The following is a 19,686-nucleotide window of genomic DNA, read 5'->3' as shown; positions in this document are numbered from 1 at the left end:
GAAATAAGTAAAAGGTGTTTAGGAACACAAGAATTAATAATAAATATGTATAGCAATCCCTTCTTTGCGGTTATCAATCACCAACCAGCCTGTCGCCCTCCTGTATGGATGATGCGACAGGCTGGTCGCGTATTGCCACGATACCGCCAACTTACTAAGATGTTGCCTTTCCGTTCTATCATGTCGTATGCCAATCTGGCTGCTGAGGTTACCTTGATGCCAATTGACGATATGGGTATGGATGCCGCCATCTTGTTTAGCGATATCTTAGTGATTCCAGAGGCGCTGGGCGTAGAGGTGGAATGGACCAGCGAAGGGCCTGCTTTCCCCCATCCGCTGATGGATGCAGAGCATCCTGCAGCAGGATTAAGCTTTAACCTCTCGCATCTTAATCATGTGGCTGATACGCTGGATGAAATAACGCATCAGAAGAACGCCGAAACACCAGTGATTGGTTTTTGTGGAGGTCCGCTTACCTGCTTGTGTTACATGTTGGGAGGTCGCGATAAAACCATGCAGTTTACCGATGTGGTGCGCTATCTCTACACCCATCGCGAGGAGTCGCTCCAGTTGCTTGATGCCATCACCAGCGCCAGCGAGACTTATGTGCATCTGCAAGCAGCTCATGGTATCGATACCTTCCAGATATTCGAGTCGTTTGCTGGTGTGATATCCGCCGAGCTTTATCAGAATATGATTATGCCGTTTGTGCGTCGTATCACAGCTGCAGTAAGGCAGCATGGTTTGCCTGTTATCTTCTTCCCCAAGGGATTTGGAGCAGGACTGCAGATGCTCACCCCTGAGGATTGTGATTTTGTAAGTATCGATTGGCAGACACCTCTGTTAGTGGCTCGTCATTTGGTTAATCCGGCCATAGGTCTTCAGGGCAATATGGATCCACGTATATTGTTTGCCCCTCAGGCTGTTATCGAGCAGCATCTGCAGCAGTATCTGGCTTTCTTCCGAGAGCATCCCAATTATATCTTTAATCTGGGTCATGGCGTTCACAAGGATACGCCATTGGAGAATGTACAATTCGTAACCGAATGGTTTAGACAAACACAAAAATAATCATTATAAATTAACAAAAGGTATGTTTTTAGGATTACTATTATCAACTATGTTGGTGGTTGAAGGACCAGAGGTTACACCCGCCGACACAACTACAGCCCGCTCGTACAAGCTTGACGAAGTGGTGGTTAGTGCGTTTAAAACAAACAAATACGAGTTGGTGCCTGCATCGCGTTCGGCTTTGTCGGCTCGTCAGCTCAGTAATCAGCAGATAACCGGACTTAAGGAGTTAACTGCCGTTATTCCCAATTTCTATATGCCCGACTATGGTTCGAGAGCCAGTTGCCCAGTGTTTGTACGCGGTGTAGGTAATAAGTCGGATGGTACAGGTATCGGCTTTTATGTAGATGGTATGCCTTTCTACGAGCCCCTCTCGTTTGATTGCGATCTGGGCGATGTGGCCTCGGTTGAGGTGCTACGTGGTCCGCAGGGCACATTGTATGGTAGAAATGCCATTGGTGGTATTGTAAACATCAGTACCCGTAACCCATTGGAGTACCAGAACACCCGTGTTCGCCTGGGCTATGGTAAATATAACGATTTGCGTGCGCAGATATCTAATTACACTAAGGTATCGGATAAGTTTGGCTTTACCTTTGGTGCACTCTATCATCATAATGATGGCGCCTTCAGCAACAGCTATCTGAACGAAAAGGTAGATAAGATGAACGAGACCGAAGAGCGTATAGGATTGTATTATAAGCCTTCTGATAATTGGCTGATTCGCCTTACCAGCCATTTTACTTATAGCGATCAGGGAGGCTATCCCTATGCCCCAGTGAATGTTGAAACTAATACGTTGCAGGATATCAACTACAACCGTTATAGCTCATTCCGTCGCCTTATCAGCACCAATGGTCTGGGTATTACCTATAGTGGTCCTGTGGTTAGCTTTAACAGCCAGACATCGTTCCAGTATATCAATTCAAAGCAGGCTATCGATCAGGACTTTACTGTTAATGATAAGTCGTTTGTAGAGAATGCCCGCCACCAGAATATGGTGTCGCAGGAGTTTACTCTCAAGTCGAATAACGATAGCCGTTACCAGTGGGTGGTTGGTGCCTTTGGTATGATGGAGCATGTGGATCGTACAGTTGATAATTTCTCACCATCAGCAGGCTCGCTCAGTCATACCAACTATTGTGTGCCAACCAGTTCGTTGGCCCTTTATCACCAGAGTACCTATAACATCTGGCAGGGTCTTTCGGCTACAGCAGGTGTTCGTTTCGATTATGAGCATGCAAAGACCAACTATGATAATCAAAAAGTAAAAGTTTCGCCACTATCCGATGGTGGTTTTACTTTAGTAGATCCCAGTCAGATGTCTTCGGCTACAGGCGAATCTTTCGAGAGCAGCAAGGATTTTACGCAGGTAACACCTAAGTTTACGCTTCAGTATCTTACTACCGAGGATAACCTCTACTATGTGTCAGTTACTCGTGGCTACAAGCCAGGCGGTTTCAATAAGTCGTTCTCTACATTTGATGAGCGTTCGTACGAGCCTGAATACAGTTGGAACTACGAGGTGGGTGCCAGTGTTAACCTGCTGAACAACCTGCTTACCCTGAGTGCCGACCTGTTCTATATCGATTGGCGCCACATGCAGATTACCTCAACCATTACAGGTGTGGGTAATATTACCACCAATGCTGGTCATACAGATAGTAAGGGAGCTGAGCTGAATGTAATCGTGCGTCCTGTTGAGGGCCTGCAGTTCACAGCTAACTATGGATATACTTATGCCCGTTTCCTCTCTTATGTAAAGAGTGCAACGGTAGATTATACTAATAATCGCCTGCCCATGGTGCCTAACCACACGCTGAGTCTTGATGCCAACTACACCATCAACCCTACAGGTTGGTTAGATCGCGTGATGTTCAACGTAGGTTTGCGCGGCTTGGGTCGTATCTACTGGGCCGAGGATAATCTGGTAAGTCAGGATTTCTATACCACACTTAACGCCAAGGTCGCTCTTACCAAGGGTATTGTTACCTGGGAGGTATGGGGCAAGAATCTTACTGATACCAACTATATGGCTTACGGCTTTAAGTCGTCAACCGGCAACTACGCCCAGGCTGGTAAGCCTTTGATGTTTGGTACCACTATCGAGTTAAATTTCTAAACCAATAATAGTTTCATGGCAACAACCACCAGCGTAGATAATGTAAGGAGATTGAATCTCGCCACGTTTTTCTGTCTCTACATAGCGCAGTTCATCCCCTCAACGTTTATCACTACTGCCATGCAGGTAAGTATGCGCCAGGCCAATTACGGTCTGGCCACTATTGGCCTGCTACACTTAGTGCATATCCCCTGGCTCGTTAAGTTTCTTTGGGCCCCCATGGTAGATCGCCAGTGTTCGCACCTGGTTAGCTATCGCCGTTTCATCCTGCTGATGGAGTCGGTCTATGCCCTTTCAATCATGTGTATCGGATTCTTAGATATTTCTTCCGATATCAACTTTATCTTTGTGTTAGTTTTTATATCGATGTTTGCATCGGCTACACAGGATATTGCTACCGATGGTTTGGCGGTGAGGGCTTTTGGTAAGGGTGATCATAGTGCTGTGAATAGTATGCAGTCGATGGGACGTTACGCTGGTGCTTTCTTAGGTAGTGGTATCTTTATCGTGATGCTCGACCATTTTGGTTGGAGTGTTGTTTTCCCGCTGTTGGGATTGGTGGCCTGGTTCATGGTGGTGCCTTTGCAGTTTAATAAGAAGATACATATCGAGCCACGTTCGCCCAAACAGCGTGCCAAGCTGATGGATTTTATGTGGTTCTTCTCGCGCAAGGAAATTATCCCACACGTGATCTTCCTGTTGCTCTACTTTATGGGTATCATCGGCATTATTGCCAATGTGCGCCCTTATATGGTTGACTTGGGCTATAACATGAAGGAGATAGGTGTGTGGTTTGGTATGGTTGGTACAGCCACATCGTTTGTGATGGCTTGGGTGGCCCATGTGCTAATCCGTCGTATCGGCATGTATCGAGCCCGCTTGATGGTGGCCTTCATGATTGTTACAGCTCCGCTATATTTCCTGGGGCTAACGTTTATTTCGCCTACACTCCCCCTATTGGTAGGTGGTTTGCTGCTGGTAAAAACATGTCATGCCTTTGCGTCGATTGTGGTTTATACCACAGCGATGGATTGTGTACGCGATGGACGTGAGGGAACTGATTTCACCATCCAGGTGGTCGTGGTTCATCTCAGTTCGTCGCTCATATCGATTATTTCGGGTGGCGTTGGCGAGTGGCTCGACTATCGTGGCCTCTATCTCATCGAGCTAGGCATTGCGCTCGTAAGCCTGATTTATGTAATTTGTGTGTTTAAACCTAATCAGATGCTGGCAAAATGGTAAAACGTATTTTATTTACAGCTCCCGACACCTATCATGTAAGTTTGCACGAGGCTTTTGGCAAACGCCCCACATGCAGCTTCCATCCCATGTTTGTGCCTTTTATCAGCAGTACCTTATTGCCCCCTGGTGGCACTTTCCTGCCGTTCTGTAATCAGTTGGCATCGTACGATTATATTATCTGCACAAGCATCATGGCCGTCAGGGCACTTTCCTCTGCTGGTGTCGACAGATCGCTTATTGATGGTAAGGTAGTAGCCATAGGTAAAGATCAGAAAGTCGTGCAGGAGTTTCTGGGTGTTACAGTGGCATTACCACATGCCAAACCCAGTTTGATGGGGATTATCGAGGCTTTGGAAAGCGAACAGGCACTACAGTCGAAGCGTATTGCTGTGCTGTGGCCTAAATATAGCGGACTGCCTGTTCCGCCAACGATCACCAATTTCCAGAATGCCCTAAGCGCAAAAGGTGCCGACGTATCATATGTATATTGCTATCGTACCACAGCTATGAGTGATGAGTACTATGCTGAAACAGCCGATGCCCTACGTAGCGGTAATATAAGCGCTGTAGCCCTTACCAGTGGTGGCGAGGCCTACGTATTATCAAGAATTATGAAATTTGCCGAAACACAGGGCCAGCCTGTTAACGTGCCTATCTACTCGTTTGGTCCTTACACCACACGATGCGCTGAGGAGGCTGGCTTAAACGTAACAGGCACCTCCCCCAATCAATATAGCTTTTCTGACTTTATTGATTATCTCGAAACAGAGATATAACCCTATTTGATTTTCGAGGTCATCGCGCTGCGAACACCTTTATAATTATTCAGGTATGCCTTGGCACTTCCGAACGAAAGGAACATGTCGAGGCGTACTGGTATATGGTTCTGATCGTCGGTGATATAGAAACGGATAAGCTCGTGGCTTTTTCCATCCTCGCGCTCATAGAACGACATTACCAGGCAATGGAACTTCTCCTTTGAACCATTCATCTTAAAGGTCTCGCGACCACGGAACTCCAACCACGAGTTAGACAGATTACGTGCATCGCTGATAGGAGTAGGGATTACCTGTCCCTTTTTGAGTTTTGAACCGTCGAAATTGCGGGCACGTAAGAAGATCGACATCATATCGTAGATACAGTTACGATAGGTGCTGGTTTTCCAATGCTGTTCGCCGTCGGCGTCAATACGGTGCTTCTTCAGCTGACAGTTGCCGTTAGGATAGGTGTACCATATCTCATCTACATAGTATCTGCTACCTTCACGGGCACCTTTGCGGAAATACATTGGCGAAAGATCGGGATTGCAGTACGATAGCAAAGTATCACGCATGGTGAAATACTTGTCGAGCTTAGAGTTTCCACGTGTAATCAGGTATGATTTCCACGCATCCTTGCCCTCAAACTTGGTCATCTTAGTATCCATCTGGGCTGATCCAACCTTTACCCAAATAAACTGCCAGTTAAAGTAAAGGTCGTACTCCAGGCTCTCGCCGCTCTTAAAGGCGGTATTGGCAATTCCACACTGGGCATGGGCCGAGAGGCCTGTGCCAAGCATAATCATCAGCGAAAGAATTATCTTCTTCATTTCTTGCTATCTACATTAATGCCCTAATCCTTCAGGTATTCTATACCCATTTGGCGGGCGCGTTCTACATTTCTGTTCTTTAGTTTCTTGGCTGCCTCTGGTTTCTGTTTGGTAATCTTCTCTGGCTTTTGTTTGTACACAGGTACAGCCGTTACATTCCAGTTAAGATTCAAATCCCATTTGGCTTTGCCTTCTATCTCTTTGGGATAGTAGTAAACAGCCTCTGCCTGTCGGCCTTCGGCATAGTCTCCTGTATCCCAGATGCCGTTACCATTACTATCGATAAAGGCGCTTACGTAATACTTCTCGGGTTTAAGGTATTTAAACTCGGCCACATGGTTATTCACACGGGCCAGTTTTACTACTTTATCCGAACCATTAAGCAACTGAACCACCATGGCAGAATCTTCTACACCTGAGATGGTCAGTTTCAGCGTACCGTATTCGTCTTCGTCCTTAACCTTGATACCTTGTTTATAGGCATTAGATACGTTGCCGTAGATATCCACGAAGGCGGCAGAATCTATCTCAAGGCTATACTCTATGCCTGGGCGCCAATCGGCCAGAATCTGGTAACTTCTGATCTGATGGGGTATGGGCTCCATGCGGCAATCTGACTCGTACCATACAGAATCAATCATCGAATAGAGATGAACCGCAGCTGTGTCGCAATGTTGCAAAGGTGTAGGCATTTCAACCTTAATAAGCTTATCGGGATCCATTTGTGATGGAACATCGAACTTGGGCTCCAGAGGTTTCTCGTGCCATACGGAGTCGTAAGGCATATCGCGTTTCTTTTTCTTTTCCTGCTCCTTCAGCCACTGGTCAATCTCCTTGTTTTTTTCTTTCTGTCGCTTGGCGTATGGAGTTTTGGCCAGCGATTCGATGGTATCCGTTTGGTTAATAAGCATACCTGTAGAGTCGGAAAACTGATAGCTGATCTCCATACGTAGGGTATCCTGATTAATCAGCGTGGTATCGCGCAACCAGTAATGGGTGGTATCTTGTTTCTCGTTTGTCTCGATTACAAAAGCATCGTTACTGTCGAAGTTCAAACCCTTGATAACAGGCAGGTCAGGATGACCATAACTGAAGTACATCGAGAACTTATTGGCCTCCACACGTTCGGTCTTGATAAGGAAACGATCAGTAAGAACGTGGGTGAATGCCAATAGCGTGATATCATCTGGTAGGAAGTGGGTGTAAGGCACTTTTTTCAGCGCATCGATATGTAGCGAGTCGCGCCAAACGGTGTCGGTTCGCACGTCGGGCTTTGAGCCAGGTTCAAATGTCTGTTGGTTAAAGGCAATCATCTCGCTCTTCTGTGTAAAGCGGAAGTCGCCATCGGCATCCTGCAGAGCATAAGCGCGATAAGTACCAGGAGCCACACCTTTTACTACAAAGTGTCCACGACTGTCGGTACGTGACACACGCAACATAGGTTTGGTTTGGAAGGCAGAATCGGCCAGATCATTATACAAACCTACCATGATGCCCTTGATGGGCTCGAGATTGCTGGCGTCGAGCACATAGCCCGATACTTCGAAGGTATCAATCTTTTCGCCTGTTGAGAAGCTATAGGTATAGCTGCCCATAGGGTTACCTTCGTTGTTGTCGCTGATGGCATCGCTAAAGTCGATGGTATAGGTGGTATTCGCCATCAGAGAGTCCTGCAGTTCCACTACAATTTTTTTACCCGCAGCCTTGATGTCGGGTACTTCCAACTGTGGGGGCGACACAATCACCTTATTGGTTGCGTCGGTAAGTTTGATAAACTCATCAAACAGGATGGTAATCTTCTTGGTGTTTACGTTGGTGGCCTGATCGGCAGGTGTGGCGCTCAGAACCTTTGGTGGGTCGTCGTCGTACCAACCGCCATCGGGCTGTCCCATGCGGGCGCAACCAATCATAGCCAAAGCTATACAGCAGATATAGAGGAGTTTCTTCATGCGTTCAACTTCAATAATTGTTCGATATGTTCGCGAGAGTTGCTAAGGCGAGGCACCTTGTGTTGTCCGCCTAATTTGCCTTTCAGTTTCAGCCAGTCGTTAAACAGATTCTCGCGTGCCTCGATAATCTCAAGGTGCTGCAGCGTAATATCCTTATAACGTTTAGCCTCGTAATCGCTGTTGATTTCCTGCAGATGCTTATCAAGCAGGTCGCTGAACTGCTGCAGATCGGCAGGACGCTTCTTAAACTCGATGAGCCACTGATGGCGGCACTTGGCGTTCTGGTCCATAAACACAGGGGCAGCGGTATATTCCGAAACCTCGGCACCTGTCTGTTCGCAAGCATAGGCCAGTCCCTTTTCAGCATTATCAACTATCAGCTCCTCGCCAAAGGCATTGATGAAATGCTTGGTGCGACCAGAGATGATAAACTTGTACGGATTGGTAGATGTAAACTGGATGGTATCGCCGATTTCATAACGCCACAAACCACAACTGGTTGTGATAACCATGGCGTAGTTCTTACCAGTTTCTACACCCCACATTGGCACGATGGTTGGGTTCTCCTTGCCGATTTCGTCCATAGGGATGAACTCGTAGAACACATCGTAGTCGAGCATCAGCAGCATCGACTTGTCCGATGGATCGTTCTGCAGACCGAAGAATCCCTCGCTGGCATTATACGTTTCCATATAGTGCATGTTGGGCGAGGTAATGAGCTGTTCGTACTGTTTGCGATAAGGCGTAAAGGCCACACCACCATGGAAGAACACCTCGATGTGTGGCCATACATCTTCAAGATGTGTTTTGCCTGTAATCTCCATCATGCGGGTAAGTACAGAGAGCATCCACGAGGGTACACCTGAGAGATTGGTTACGTTTTTGTTCATGGCCTCGCGGGCAATACGGTCGCGCTTAATTTCAAAGTCAGAAAGCAGAGCAGTCTGTTTCTTTGGCACACGAACCAGATTGGCCAACGGGTTGATATTCTCGATAAGGATGGCGCTCAAATCGCCAACCAGAGAGTCTTTCAGATTATAATTTGGTGCATGACTGCCACCAAGAATCAGTCCCTTACCATCGAACATGCGCGACTTGGGATTGTTTTGAAGATATATAGCCACAGCATCAAATCCGCCACGATAGTGAATGCGTTTCAGTCCCTCCTTGCTTACGGGGATGAACTTCGACTTATCGTTGGTAGTGCCCGATGATTTGGCATACCATTTTACACGACCTGGCCACAATACATCTGTTTCGCCGTGACGCATGCGATCTATCGATTCTTTGAGTTCTTCGTAGGTATTTACGGGGATGTGTTTGGCAAAATCATCGTAACCTTTTACTGATGCAAAGGCATGATTTCGTCCGTATTCCGTATCTTTGGCTTCAGCCACCAGTCGGCCCAGCACAGCTTCTTGGAGTGCTTTGCCTTGGTTGAAGTGTTTCTCGAGTTCCTTTTGTCTAGGCTCGAATACTTTTCTTACAATCTTTGTTATACTCATGTTAATAATTGCGCAATGTGCGTGCAAAATTACGCAATTCCGTTGTAAAGGGGGAATATTTTTCGTTTTTTTATCATTTAAGATGTAATCTTAATCCAAACTGGATAGATGGTGCCAGCGGATGCTCTTTGTAATAATGCTGCAAAGAGGTTCCGTCGTTAAAGTAATAACCCAGAGCTGGCTCAAGGTAAAGTCCGAACTGGCGTGTGATATTATATTCGGCACCAGCAGCGGCATTAAGTGAGAACTGCCAGGGGCGCTGGTCGATATCGCCATCGGATACTTGAGCGTCGATACATTTCTCGAGCAAGGCGGTACCCGCAAGATAAACATTAAGATTACCGGTGCTCCATATGTTCCATGATGCGCCTACGGGAATACCTAAGTATCTGAGTTTCTGGATGTAATTATTACTGTTAGTAATAGGTGTTATAAACTCCGACTCGAGATAGGTATAGCTGATACCACTATGCAAAGCGATGCGATTGCTAAGTTGATACTGTAACGAGAGTCCGAATCTAACAGGCAACTTGTGTTTCGAAACTACATCGGGCAGGGTGTACATATTGGTAAACGAAGAAGTTTCGCCGAACTTGATGTAGTCGGTAACAATAGTACCGCCGTTTTTGCCTAAATCAACATCGCTGTTAACTGCGTAATTCGCATCGCTATTCAGGAATTGTCCACCCATAGTGTTTCCTAAATTATTACTAGCCATCAACAAACCGTTCGAACCGTTCAGTCCGATGGTCCATTTATCTGTATCGATTGATTTTGAGCGGGTTTCGCTTGGATTGATAACATCAGGCAGATAGGTTTGTTTCTTTTTCTGCGGCGCAATAATTTTGGTATCTTCTGATACCTGCTGATGATTGTCAGTAGCATCTGGAGCGTTTTCGTTTGTAGCCTCTTGTAAGCTATTGTCTGTCACCTCCTGCAGATTTTCGCCTGTAGGTAGTTGCTGTTCGTAAAACTGGGGTTGGGGCTGACACTTCGTTCCCATAGTTTTTTCTACCTTATGATCATTTGTCGCTTGAGCCAGAAGTATTGGTTCTTCTGCCGGCATTGCTGGCTTGTCTGCTTCGGCTTTAGGTGCCATCACTTTCTGGCTGTTGGCTGTTAACTGGGGCTCTTTGGTGTCAAACTGATAAACGGTAAAGCATCCAACAATCGCAAGGATGACAGCCGCAGCCACCCAATACCAGCGGTGCATAGAAACCGTCTTTGCAGGGGTTGAAACAGGGGCAGACTCAGTCTGGAGCTGCATCTCGTTACTGATGCTCTCCCAGAGTCCGGCTGGTGGAGTCATCTGGTGACCCTCCAGTTTCTGTTTCATTTGTTTCGTCCAATCCTCTTTCATCCCTTTTCGATTATTAATTCCCTTATTCTTCGCGCCAGCCATTGTTTGGCGTAATAAAGCTGAGAGGCCGATGTGCCCTCCTTGATACCAAGTAGCTCGGCTATTTGCCGATGGGAGTAGTTCTCGAACACATAGAGGTTCAATACGGTGCGATAGCCATCAGGCAGTTTGCTGATTAGTTGATGTAGCTGGTCGGCCGAAATCTGCTCTGTATCAGGAATATCGTCGGCGATGTCTGCTTGTTGCAGTTTCGCATCATCCTGTTCTACAAACAGCAGTTTTTTTCTTTCTCTCAAGAACGATAGCGCCTCGTTGGCCACAATCCTGAAGAGCCACCCTTTGAACGCCTCTTCGCCACGATACTCAAGCGATGGGATGGCGGTGAATATCTTTATAAAGCTGTTCTGCAGCACATCCTTTGCATCGTCGCTATTGGGTATATAGCGGTAGCAGACCGATGATAGCTCTCCAATATACAGCTGGTAGAGCTCGCTCATCGCCCGTTGGTCTTTATTCCGTATTCGCTCAACGAGTTGATTGACCATTTTCTGCTTGCGTTCTATGATTAAGAATTCAAAAGTACTGAAATCTTGTATGAGAATAGAATTTTTTTTATTTCTTTAACAAAATAACAAAAAAAAGAGGCCGCCAATAGGCGACCTCGTATGGGTTAATCCTCAGAGAAAGCTGCTGCTGCAGCTTCTGCTTCGGCTATGATTTCTTCGCGCGATTTCTCTTTGTGAGAAATGTCGGATAAATCAAACTCTTTTTCTGAGAAATCTATTGTTGCTGTATCCTTCTTAGGCTCTTCGGCAGGTTTTGCTACAACCTCTTCTGGTGTGTTTTCCTGCTCGATGATAAAGCTCTGCTGCTCCTTCTCAGGATCGGGTACAGCCATCGCAGGCTCTTCTTCCATCTGTGTACGGGCAGTCTTGGCGGCAAATACGACATCAACAAACTGTGGTTCGCGCTTCAGGCGCTGCAGGGTGTCTTTCGATGCCTTCTGCTGGGCCTCTTTCTTTGAGTAGCCCGAACCGCTCTCGCCGTTAACGCCCTCGATAATTACCATATAGGTAAATACAGGACTGCCGTTCTCATCTTTCTTCTGCTTGGTGAGCTTGTACTCCAAACGTACACGATTCTTCTGGCTCCACTCAAGGAGTTTCGACTTGAAGTTTACCTCCTTGAATGCTACCTTGTCAATATCAATGAACTTGCCCAGTACCTGGTGCTCAAAGAACCACAGGCAAGCCTCGTAGCCACGATCCAGATAAATGGCACCTACCAACGCCTCGAAAGCATTTCCTTCAACATAACTGTTGTGCGAGGTTGAATGACCTGCTGATATCAGCAGATTGCTCAATCGCATCTCGGTGGCTAACTTTCCAAGCGTTTCGCGGCTTACAAGTTTCGATCGTGTATTGGTAAGGAATCCTTCGCGCTTACCTTCATAATGACGGTAAACGATGTAACCCACAGCAGCGTCGAGTATAGCATCACCCAGGAACTCCAGTCGCTCATTGTTCAGCGGCTTGCCCTTGTCGTTGCGCTTGCGGATGCTCTTGTGCATCAGCGCCATCTTGTAATACTCGATATTGTGGGGGTAGAATCCCAGTATCTCGTAAAGAGAAGAAAAAAGCTCCTTCTCCTTGCGGAAAGGGAGCTTTATTCTATCAATAATGTTATTAAGCTTCATACTTCTTGAATACTACACATGCATTGTGACCACCAAAACCGAAGGTGTTGCTAAGACCAGCACGTACGACACGCTTCTGAGCCTTGTTGAATGTGAAGTTCAGGTTGTAATCAATCTCTGGATCCTCATCACCTTCCTCGTGATTGATTGTTGGAGGAATAATATCGTTCTTGATAGCCAGAACGGTAGCCATTGCCTCTACAGCACCAGCGGCACCCAGCAGGTGACCAGTCATCGACTTGGTAGAAGAGATGTTGAGCTTGTAGGCAGCATCGCCGAATACCTCCTTGATGGCCTTAGCCTCAGAGATATCACCAACGTGGGTAGAAGTACCGTGTACGTTGATGTAGTCGATGTCCTCAGGCTTCATGCCAGCATCCTCGAGAGCGTTCTGCATCACGAGCTTAGCACCCAGACCCTCGGGGTGAGAGGCTGTGATGTGGTGAGCATCAGCGCTCATACCAGCACCTACCATCTCAGCGTAGATCTTAGCACCACGAGCCTTAGCGTGCTCCAGTTCCTCGAGAATCAAGCAACCAGAACCCTCAGCCATGATGAATCCATCGCGGCTTGCGCTGAATGGGCGGCTGGCCTTCTCTGGCTCGTCGTTACGAGTAGAGAGAGCGTGCATGGCATTGAAACCACCTACACCAGTAGCGCAGATAGCTGCCTCGGCACCACCAGCAACGATAGCGTTTGCCTTACCCAAACGGATCAGATTGAAGGCGTCGGCCAGTGCGTTTGATGAAGATGCACAAGCTGAAGCTGTGATATAGTTGGGGCCATGGAAGCCATACAAAATCGAAATCTGACCTGCTGCGATATCAGCAATCATCTTGGGGATGAAGAAGGGGTTGAACTTAGGACCATCGGCCTCGTGAACACCATAGTACTTTACCTCGTCCTCGAAGGTCTTAATTCCACCAATACCTACGCCATAAACCACGCCGATACGGTTCTTGTCTTCTGTCTCCAGATCCATACCGCTATCCTCAACGGCCTGCTTGGCAGCAATCAGGGCCAGCTGAGTGTAGCGGTCCATCTTACGTGCCTCTTTGCGATCCAGGAAATCGTTCACGTTGAGGTTCTTTACCTCACAAGCGAACTTAGTCTTAAAATTTGTTGTATCGAAACTTGTAATAGGTGCTGCGCCGCTAACTCCGTTGAGCAGGTTATTCCACATCTCTTCAGGAGTGTTGCCCACTGGCGTAACTGCGCCAAGACCTGTTACAACTACTCTTTTTAATTCCATAAGCTTAAATTAAAAGCATAATGGTTGCCTCTTAAAATAAGGAAGCAACCATTATGTAGTAAACAAATATTATTTTGCGTTCTCCTCGATGTAAGCGATGGCGTCGCCAACGGTACCGATCTTCTCAGCCTTATCATCGGGAATTGAGATACCAAACTCCTTCTCGAACTCCATGATCAGCTCAACAGTATCCAATGAGTCTGCACCCAGGTCGTTTGTGAAGCTAGCCTCAGCCTTTACTTCAGCCTCATCTACACCGAGTTTGTCTACGATAATTGCCTTTACTTTGCTTTCAATTTCTGACATAATTGTAATAATTTAATTGTTAATAATGATGTTGCTATCTTGAAATTTTTCCGGCTTTAGGCCGAAATCGGGTGCAAAGTAACACAATTTCTTTCACTTACGCAAATTTTTTTAAGAAAAACTTACTTCGGTTTGCACATTATAGGGGCATTTGTGCAAAAATATACCCTTTTTTGGTGTGCCTTATACTATAAAAATACAAAATATGGCGATTTTATTCATTTTTCGTTGGTTAATTGAAAAACTTTCTGTAGTTTTGCAAAATAAAACGAATACGAATATGACATTTACAAAAGAAGCCAATCAAATTTTTGAGAGGGCGATTAACGACTATCATGTTTTCGATGATGTCGATACGCCCTTGAAAAATCCATATCAGAAAGACAGCATCCAGTATAGTCTCTATAAGAAATGTTGGATTGATACTGTTCAGTGGCATTACGAAGATATTATTCGCGATCCCCATATCGATCCTATCGAGGCCCTGCAGCTTAAGCGTCGTATCGACCGCAGTAATCAGGATCGTACCGATTTGGTTGAGGAAATCGACTCTTGGTTCCGCCAGCATTACAGCGAGGTGGTTCCTCAGGCCGATGCGCGCCTTAATACCGAGAGCCCAGCTTGGGCTATCGACCGTTTAAGCATTCTGGCACTTAAGATTTATCACATGCAGGAGCAGGTAAACCGTACCGATGCCGAGCCTGAGCACATTGCCAAGTGCAAGGCTAAGCTCGATGTGCTGCTCGAACAGCAGAAGGACCTCTCGCTGGCTATCGATCAGCTGCTCGAGGACATCGAGGCTGGCCGCAAGTACATGAAGGTGTATCGCCAGATGAAGATGTATAACGATCCAGCTACTAATCCTATCTTATATAATCAGAAGTAAATACAAAGGCTGATGAGAAAAGAGCATATACTGGTCATCAGATTCTCAGCTCTTGGCGATGTAGCCATGATGGTGCCTGTAGTCTGGTCGCTGGCTCAGCAGTATCCCGATATACGCATCACGGTGCTTAGCCGTAAGTTCGCCCGCCCTTTGTTCGACGATCTGGCGCCCAATGTTAATTTCATGGAGGCCGATCTCACCAAGGAGTATCATGGTGTGCGCGGACTTAACGCACTCTATCGCCGATTGGTTGCCAAGCAGTTCACCAAGGTGGCCGATCTGCATAATGTTCTACGCTCAGAGTATCTGCGCTTTCGATTCAATCTGGGCCGATATCGTGTAGAGCACCTGATCAAGAATCGCAGTCAGCGTCGTAAACTGCTTTCTGGCAAGCACGATAAGCGTGTGCCATTGCCATCATCGTTCGAGAATTATGCCGCTGTGTTCGAGCGTCTGGGCTATCCGGTTGACATTAAGAATTTCCGTTCCATCTTCCCTGACGAGGGTGGAAATATGAATCTGTTGCCCGCCATCTTCGGACCCAAGAAGAGTTTCGAGCAGTGGATAGGTATCGCACCATTTGCTGCCCACGAGGGTAAGGTGTATCCACCCCGCTTGATGGAGCAGGTAATCTTCCGTCTTATTCAGCAGTATCCTAATGGTCGTATATTCCTGTTTGGCCGAGGCGAGGAAGAAGAGAAGTACTTCCAGCTGTGGTGTGCTCAGTATCGCCAATGTACTTCGGTAGCCAAGCATTGTGAGGGTATGTATCAGGAGCTTATCCTGATGAGTCATCTCAACGTCATGCTCTCGATGGATTCGGCCAATATGCACCTGGCATCGCTCACAGGCGTGCCTGTGGTAAGCGTTTGGGGTGCAACACACCCCATGGCAGGTTTCCTGGGTTATAATCAGGACCCCGAAAATGCTATCCAGATTGATCTGGAGTGCCGCCCCTGCAGTATTTATGGCAATAAACCCTGTCAGCGTGGCGATTATGCATGTCTGCAAAACATTCCGCCCGAGCGGATTGTTGACAGAATAGTAACCCTTATTAATAACTAAAAACTAGAACGCTTATGAAGTACATTTGTGAAGTGTGCGGTTACGTTTACGACCCCGCAGAAGGCGATCCCGATGGTGGCATCGCTCCAGGAACAGCTTTTGAGGATATCCCCGATGATTGGGTATGCCCCGTTTGTGGTGTAGGCAAGGATAACTTCAGACCAGAATAAGCTTCATGCAAACTAAAGGGTTCATTATCAAACGTGTGTGGGTTATAGCCATTTTGTTGGCTGTAGTGCTGTTTTCGTGTAAAAACGATGTTAGCGAATTTATTCAGGCGTTTGATGATGAACCTATTGTAAGCCCATTGGCTACGGAGCTTGGTTTTAGCAAGGACCGCCCGCTGGTAATGGGTATGAATACCAGTTATGCCCCTTTGCAATACGTAAACAGTCAGGGTTTGCCTACTGGTTACGATGTGGAGTTCACCAAGAAACTGCTGATGCGTATGGGCATTCCTTACACTTTCTCGCCAAACCATTGGGACAAGATGTCGCCAGGTATTATTGGTGGAAAGTACGACATGGGTATGCTGGTTTATTCGTCGTATCGTAAAGATACAACCAACTATTCCGATGCTGTATTCCGCATGTATTATCAGGTGGTTTACAGAAAAAAAGACTTTGCAGAGTTTGATTTCCGTCATCTTAAAGGCAAGCGTATTGCCTATATGAAATCGCGCCCTATAGGTTTGATGCTGAAGGACGAAGGGGCCGATGGCTATCCGATAACCGATCTGAATGAGGCTATTGTTGACCTGTCAAACGGAAAGTATGATGGCGTTATCTGCTATCGATTCCAGGCAAAATTTCATGTAGGGCTTCTGCATCTGACAGATCAGTTGAAGGCCGATGATCTGTCGTTAGAGCCACGCGAATACTGTTATGCCAGTCATGATAAACGCCTGATTGATGCCATCAATGCCGAACTAAAGAAGATGGAGGCCGAGGGCATCGTCGACGAGATATATGGTCAGGAAGTGGCCGAACGCTTTGGCGATATCAAGATTCCCATGTGGGTTTGGTGGTTGCTTACTGGCTTGGTATTTTTGTTTATGGTGGTTTATGTGGTTAACAAGAACCGCTACAATCGCCGTTTGCAGAGTGCCAACGCACAGTTGCAGCAAAACAATAAAGCCCTGCAGTTAGCTACAGCCAGAGCCGAGGAGAGTACACGAATGAAGAGCAACTTCATCAAGCAGATCTCGCACGAAATCCGTACACCATTAAATATTATATGTGGTTTTACACAGGTGTTGACAACTACTGATGCCGAACTGGATAAGGCGGAGAAACGCGATATGTCGGTGCAGATTATCGATAATGCCGAACGTATTACAGGCTTGGTCAACAAGATGCTGGCACTTGCCGAAATTAACAGCAGCGTGGTACTGGAGCGCGAAGACCATACGTCGGCTTCTGTCATTGCCCAGGAGGCCATCAAGGCGGCTGGTATCAACAAGGCATCGCATGTCCAGTTCAATCTTGTAAAGCTGTTTGGGGCTCAGCAGTTGTTCGATACCCATCTGCGATCGGCTGTTCTGGCTTTGCAGCAGTTGCTCGATAATGCCAAGAAATTTACAGAACAAGGACAAGTAACATTACAAATAAGTAATCACGAGGGGCTGGCGTACTTTGTGGTCGAAGATACAGGCACATCTATCCCCGTATATCAGGCCGAGCGCATATTCGACGAGTTTGTGCAGTTAGACGAGTACAGCGATGGCACAGGCATCGGACTCTCGATAGCGCGTAGCTTGGCGCGCCGATTGGGTGGCGACATCGTTCTCGACACCACCTATACTGGAGGCGCACGATTCGTGATGACCATACAAAGCAAGCAAGAAGAAACAGCATGAAACAAACATATCCCATCATAAGGTTCCCTGAGAAGGGAACCATTTTGTATCCCTTTCGTCGTCATCCATTAGTAACCCCAGGCATGCTCGAGCAGAAGCTTGCCCGCGAGCTTTCGGCCAAGTTGCCCGCTGGTGTAGAGTGCCTGTTAAACGCCTGTATCATCACTACCGATAAGCAGCCGCCTTATTATCCCGATCTGGCGCTGGTGGTAGCAGGTACTCCAGGCATCCGTATCGATGTAGAGATAGATGAGCCTTACTGTAAGGCTACTCGCGAGCCCATCCACTACCTGTCGTGTGGCGATGTGTATCGTGATCATCTGCTCAATCGTCATGGATGGGTGGTAGTTCGCCTGGCCGCTCAGCAAATCGCCCAGGAGCCTGGTATCTGTGCCGATTATTTGGTAGAGTTGGTTACTTGTATGATGGCTGATAGTGCATTCATCCAGCAGCACCAATTTGCATCGGTGCCCACACCTGTTGAGCCTTGGAGTCGTAACGATGCGTTAAAAATGGCCTACTGGCAGAATGTGGATGGCGAGGATAAGCAATGGATAACCGATAGATATGCCCTCGATGTCGACGAGCTTGACTGCAAACAGCAGGTTAAGCCCTTCGACAAAACCGATGATATGCGCGAAAAAATGGCCACCTTTCGCGATGCAGGCCATTACGAGCAGGATGCTGATATCGATTTCGAGCCCTGCGAACATATATATATATATAAAGGTATAAAGCGTATGCTGCCTGTCAGTTCGCTCATTGCCTATTTCTTTGATGAATTCCAGGCTCTGTCACAGGCCGAAAACCAGATGCGGTTTAAAGGCATACCCGTAGAGGAGAGCTTGGATAAGTGGGAGCGCGCTGGTCGTACAGCCAGCGAGGTGGGCACCTTCGTGCATCTGCAGACAGAGAACTATTTTCAGCGCGGTTTCTTCGAGACCGAATGCCAGCTGCAGTTTGGGCAAGAAACCGAAGTTGTGAGTGTAGAGCAGGAAAAACTTCATTTTCTGCGCTTTATCCGCGACTACGATATCGAGCCCTATCGCCAGGAGTGGCCCGTTTACGATAAGGATTTGAACATTGCAGGTACCATCGACTTGATTTGCCAGGACGACGATGGCGAGTTTACCATCTACGACTGGAAACGCTCGTCGAAGGTAGTCAACGCCCAAGGCCAACCCATCGTCGAGGGTTTTCGTGGCAAGATGAGCCATAACGGCATCAGTCTGCCCGATACCTCGTTCTACCATTATTGCATTCAGCAGAATCTGTATCGTTACATGTTAGAGCGCCATTACGGCATCCGTGTAAAGGCTATGAACTTGGTGGTGCTCTGTCCCGATTATCCCACCTATTATGTAGCCCAAGTACCCAAGATGGACCAGCTCATCCAGCAAATCGTCACCATTTGTCAGCAGCACGACTTAGGCCACAGATTGCTGTAGAATGTTGCAATGTTGCCGTTGCAACGTTGCATGAAGGAGTATAATAACTATTCAATAATTAATAAGTATTAATTTCTATTTATCATAATCCTCTAATATATATCGGATACCCATCCTGCGTAGAGGTGGGATAGTCCTTATTGCAACGTTGCAACGGCAACGCTGCAACGTTTGCCTACCTTCAATGAGATATCCGTAATATATCTACCAGATATCCGTAACTTATCTCATAGATTAGTTACGTTTTCCCAACGTGGGAATATTTGTTCCCCAACTAGGGAATTTTTGCGCCCTCACGTAGTAGCAAAATATTCATTGATAACATAGCATGGCAACAG

17 protein-coding genes are annotated in these 19,686 nt (G+C 46.9%); 9 read left to right on the top strand and 8 right to left on the bottom strand.

The features are described from left to right. The first annotated feature begins 45 nt into the window (after window positions 1–45). From hemE to BLU97_RS02470, 4 genes are read left to right on the top strand one after another with little or no spacing between them, the layout of a single operon-like run. On the top strand, window positions 46–1,071 hold the full coding sequence (hemE, locus tag BLU97_RS02485) for a uroporphyrinogen decarboxylase (RefSeq protein WP_074760097.1): 1,026 nt from the start codon (window positions 46–48) through the stop codon (window positions 1,069–1,071). A gap of 22 nt (window positions 1,072–1,093) precedes the next feature. Beyond that, complete coding sequence (locus BLU97_RS02480; protein WP_074760096.1) at window positions 1,094–3,193, top strand: TonB-dependent receptor; 2,100 nt, start codon at window positions 1,094–1,096, stop codon at window positions 3,191–3,193. Window positions 3,194–3,208: 15 nt separating this feature from the next. Further along, window positions 3,209–4,435 carry an MFS transporter gene (locus BLU97_RS02475; protein ID WP_074760095.1) on the top strand — a complete coding sequence of 409 codons (1,227 nt, stop codon included), beginning with the start codon at window positions 3,209–3,211 and terminating at the stop codon, window positions 4,433–4,435. Next, the gene (locus tag BLU97_RS02470; RefSeq protein ID WP_074760094.1) at window positions 4,429–5,211 is read left to right on the top strand and encodes a uroporphyrinogen-III synthase; all 783 of its coding nucleotides are present in this window, start codon (window positions 4,429–4,431) and stop codon (window positions 5,209–5,211) included. The genes BLU97_RS02475 and BLU97_RS02470 overlap by 7 nt, the downstream gene beginning before the upstream one ends. A 2-nt stretch (window positions 5,212–5,213) precedes the next feature. Here BLU97_RS02470 and BLU97_RS02465 read toward each other — a convergent pair whose 3' ends face one another. The 8 genes from BLU97_RS02465 to BLU97_RS02430 all read right to left on the bottom strand — a co-directional run bounded on the left by BLU97_RS02465 (window position 5,214) and on the right by BLU97_RS02430 (window position 14,091). Next, window positions 5,214–6,023: a DUF3108 domain-containing protein gene (locus BLU97_RS02465; protein ID WP_074760093.1), complete on the bottom strand. Its 810-nt coding sequence runs from the start codon at window positions 6,021–6,023 to the stop codon at window positions 5,214–5,216. A gap of 23 nt (window positions 6,024–6,046) precedes the next feature. Beyond that, a complete protein-coding gene (locus BLU97_RS02460; protein ID WP_074760092.1) occupies window positions 6,047–7,972 on the bottom strand; it encodes an Ig-like domain-containing domain in 1,926 nt (641 codons plus the stop codon). Then, the gene (locus BLU97_RS02455; RefSeq protein WP_074760091.1) at window positions 7,969–9,477 is read right to left on the bottom strand and encodes a GH3 auxin-responsive promoter family protein; all 1,509 of its coding nucleotides are present in this window, start codon (window positions 9,475–9,477) and stop codon (window positions 7,969–7,971) included. The genes BLU97_RS02460 and BLU97_RS02455 overlap by 4 nt, the downstream gene beginning before the upstream one ends. 73 nt (window positions 9,478–9,550) lie before the next feature. Continuing rightward, complete coding sequence (locus BLU97_RS02450) at window positions 9,551–10,813, bottom strand: hypothetical protein (RefSeq protein ID WP_074760090.1); 1,263 nt, start codon at window positions 10,811–10,813, stop codon at window positions 9,551–9,553. 20 nt (window positions 10,814–10,833) lie between these two features. Continuing rightward, window positions 10,834–11,382: an RNA polymerase sigma factor gene (locus tag BLU97_RS02445; protein ID WP_074760089.1), complete on the bottom strand. Its 549-nt coding sequence runs from the start codon at window positions 11,380–11,382 to the stop codon at window positions 10,834–10,836. A gap of 125 nt (window positions 11,383–11,507) precedes the next feature. Beyond that, the gene (gene rnc / locus BLU97_RS02440; protein ID WP_074760088.1) at window positions 11,508–12,533 is read right to left on the bottom strand and encodes a ribonuclease III; all 1,026 of its coding nucleotides are present in this window, start codon (window positions 12,531–12,533) and stop codon (window positions 11,508–11,510) included. Further along, on the bottom strand, window positions 12,523–13,785 hold the full coding sequence (gene fabF / locus BLU97_RS02435; RefSeq protein ID WP_074760087.1) for a beta-ketoacyl-ACP synthase II: 1,263 nt from the start codon (window positions 13,783–13,785) through the stop codon (window positions 12,523–12,525). Before fabF ends, rnc begins: the two co-directional genes overlap by 11 nt. Before the next feature lie 69 nt (window positions 13,786–13,854). Continuing rightward, window positions 13,855–14,091: an acyl carrier protein gene (locus tag BLU97_RS02430; RefSeq protein ID WP_013065488.1), complete on the bottom strand. Its 237-nt coding sequence runs from the start codon at window positions 14,089–14,091 to the stop codon at window positions 13,855–13,857. Window positions 14,092–14,371: 280 nt separating this feature from the next. Between BLU97_RS02430 and BLU97_RS02425 the strand changes: the two genes are divergently transcribed. The 5 genes from BLU97_RS02425 to BLU97_RS02405 are packed head-to-tail and all read left to right on the top strand — an operon-like array spanning window position 14,372 to window position 19,348. Then, window positions 14,372–14,977 (top strand): DUF4254 domain-containing protein, encoded by a 606-nt coding sequence (locus tag BLU97_RS02425; protein WP_074760086.1) that lies wholly within the window; start codon window positions 14,372–14,374, stop codon window positions 14,975–14,977. A gap of 12 nt (window positions 14,978–14,989) precedes the next feature. Then, window positions 14,990–16,042 carry a glycosyltransferase family 9 protein gene (locus BLU97_RS02420; protein ID WP_074760085.1) on the top strand — a complete coding sequence of 351 codons (1,053 nt, stop codon included), beginning with the start codon at window positions 14,990–14,992 and terminating at the stop codon, window positions 16,040–16,042. Between the two features lie 14 nt (window positions 16,043–16,056). After that, entirely contained in the window at window positions 16,057–16,212 is a 156-nt protein-coding gene (gene rd, locus BLU97_RS02415) for a rubredoxin (RefSeq protein WP_013063931.1), read from the top strand. A 5-nt stretch (window positions 16,213–16,217) separates the two neighbouring features. Then, entirely contained in the window at window positions 16,218–17,900 is a 1,683-nt protein-coding gene (locus BLU97_RS02410) for a transporter substrate-binding domain-containing protein (protein WP_074760084.1), read from the top strand. Next, complete coding sequence (locus BLU97_RS02405; protein ID WP_139208714.1) at window positions 17,897–19,348, top strand: PD-(D/E)XK nuclease family protein; 1,452 nt, start codon at window positions 17,897–17,899, stop codon at window positions 19,346–19,348. The genes BLU97_RS02410 and BLU97_RS02405 overlap by 4 nt, the downstream gene beginning before the upstream one ends. Window positions 19,349–19,686 lie beyond the last annotated feature (338 nt).

Source organism: Xylanibacter ruminicola (assembly GCF_900107775.1).
Classification (GTDB): domain Bacteria; phylum Bacteroidota; class Bacteroidia; order Bacteroidales; family Bacteroidaceae; genus Prevotella; species Prevotella ruminicola_C.
This window is presented reverse-complemented; position numbering and strand designations above follow the sequence as displayed.

Coding starts and splice junctions, on each gene's coding strand:
- BLU97_RS02475 (WP_074760095.1), top strand. CDS start 3,209: ATGGCAACAACCACCAGCGTAGATAATGTAAGGAGATTGAATCTCGCC.
- BLU97_RS02430 (WP_013065488.1), bottom strand. CDS start 14,091: ATGTCAGAAATTGAAAGCAAAGTAAAGGCAATTATCGTAGACAAACTC.
- hemE (WP_074760097.1), top strand. CDS start 46: ATGTATAGCAATCCCTTCTTTGCGGTTATCAATCACCAACCAGCCTGT.
- rnc (WP_074760088.1), bottom strand. CDS start 12,533: ATGAAGCTTAATAACATTATTGATAGAATAAAGCTCCCTTTCCGCAAG.
- BLU97_RS02405 (WP_139208714.1), top strand. CDS start 17,897: ATGAAACAAACATATCCCATCATAAGGTTCCCTGAGAAGGGAACCATT.
- BLU97_RS02410 (WP_074760084.1), top strand. CDS start 16,218: ATGCAAACTAAAGGGTTCATTATCAAACGTGTGTGGGTTATAGCCATT.
- BLU97_RS02480 (WP_074760096.1), top strand. CDS start 1,094: ATGTTTTTAGGATTACTATTATCAACTATGTTGGTGGTTGAAGGACCA.
- BLU97_RS02450 (WP_074760090.1), bottom strand. CDS start 10,813: ATGAAACAGAAACTGGAGGGTCACCAGATGACTCCACCAGCCGGACTC.
- BLU97_RS02445 (WP_074760089.1), bottom strand. CDS start 11,382: ATGGTCAATCAACTCGTTGAGCGAATACGGAATAAAGACCAACGGGCG.
- fabF (WP_074760087.1), bottom strand. CDS start 13,785: ATGGAATTAAAAAGAGTAGTTGTAACAGGTCTTGGCGCAGTTACGCCA.
- BLU97_RS02460 (WP_074760092.1), bottom strand. CDS start 7,972: ATGAAGAAACTCCTCTATATCTGCTGTATAGCTTTGGCTATGATTGGT.
- BLU97_RS02470 (WP_074760094.1), top strand. CDS start 4,429: ATGGTAAAACGTATTTTATTTACAGCTCCCGACACCTATCATGTAAGT.
- rd (WP_013063931.1), top strand. CDS start 16,057: ATGAAGTACATTTGTGAAGTGTGCGGTTACGTTTACGACCCCGCAGAA.
- BLU97_RS02465 (WP_074760093.1), bottom strand. CDS start 6,023: ATGAAGAAGATAATTCTTTCGCTGATGATTATGCTTGGCACAGGCCTC.
- BLU97_RS02455 (WP_074760091.1), bottom strand. CDS start 9,477: ATGAGTATAACAAAGATTGTAAGAAAAGTATTCGAGCCTAGACAAAAG.
- BLU97_RS02420 (WP_074760085.1), top strand. CDS start 14,990: ATGAGAAAAGAGCATATACTGGTCATCAGATTCTCAGCTCTTGGCGAT.
- BLU97_RS02425 (WP_074760086.1), top strand. CDS start 14,372: ATGACATTTACAAAAGAAGCCAATCAAATTTTTGAGAGGGCGATTAAC.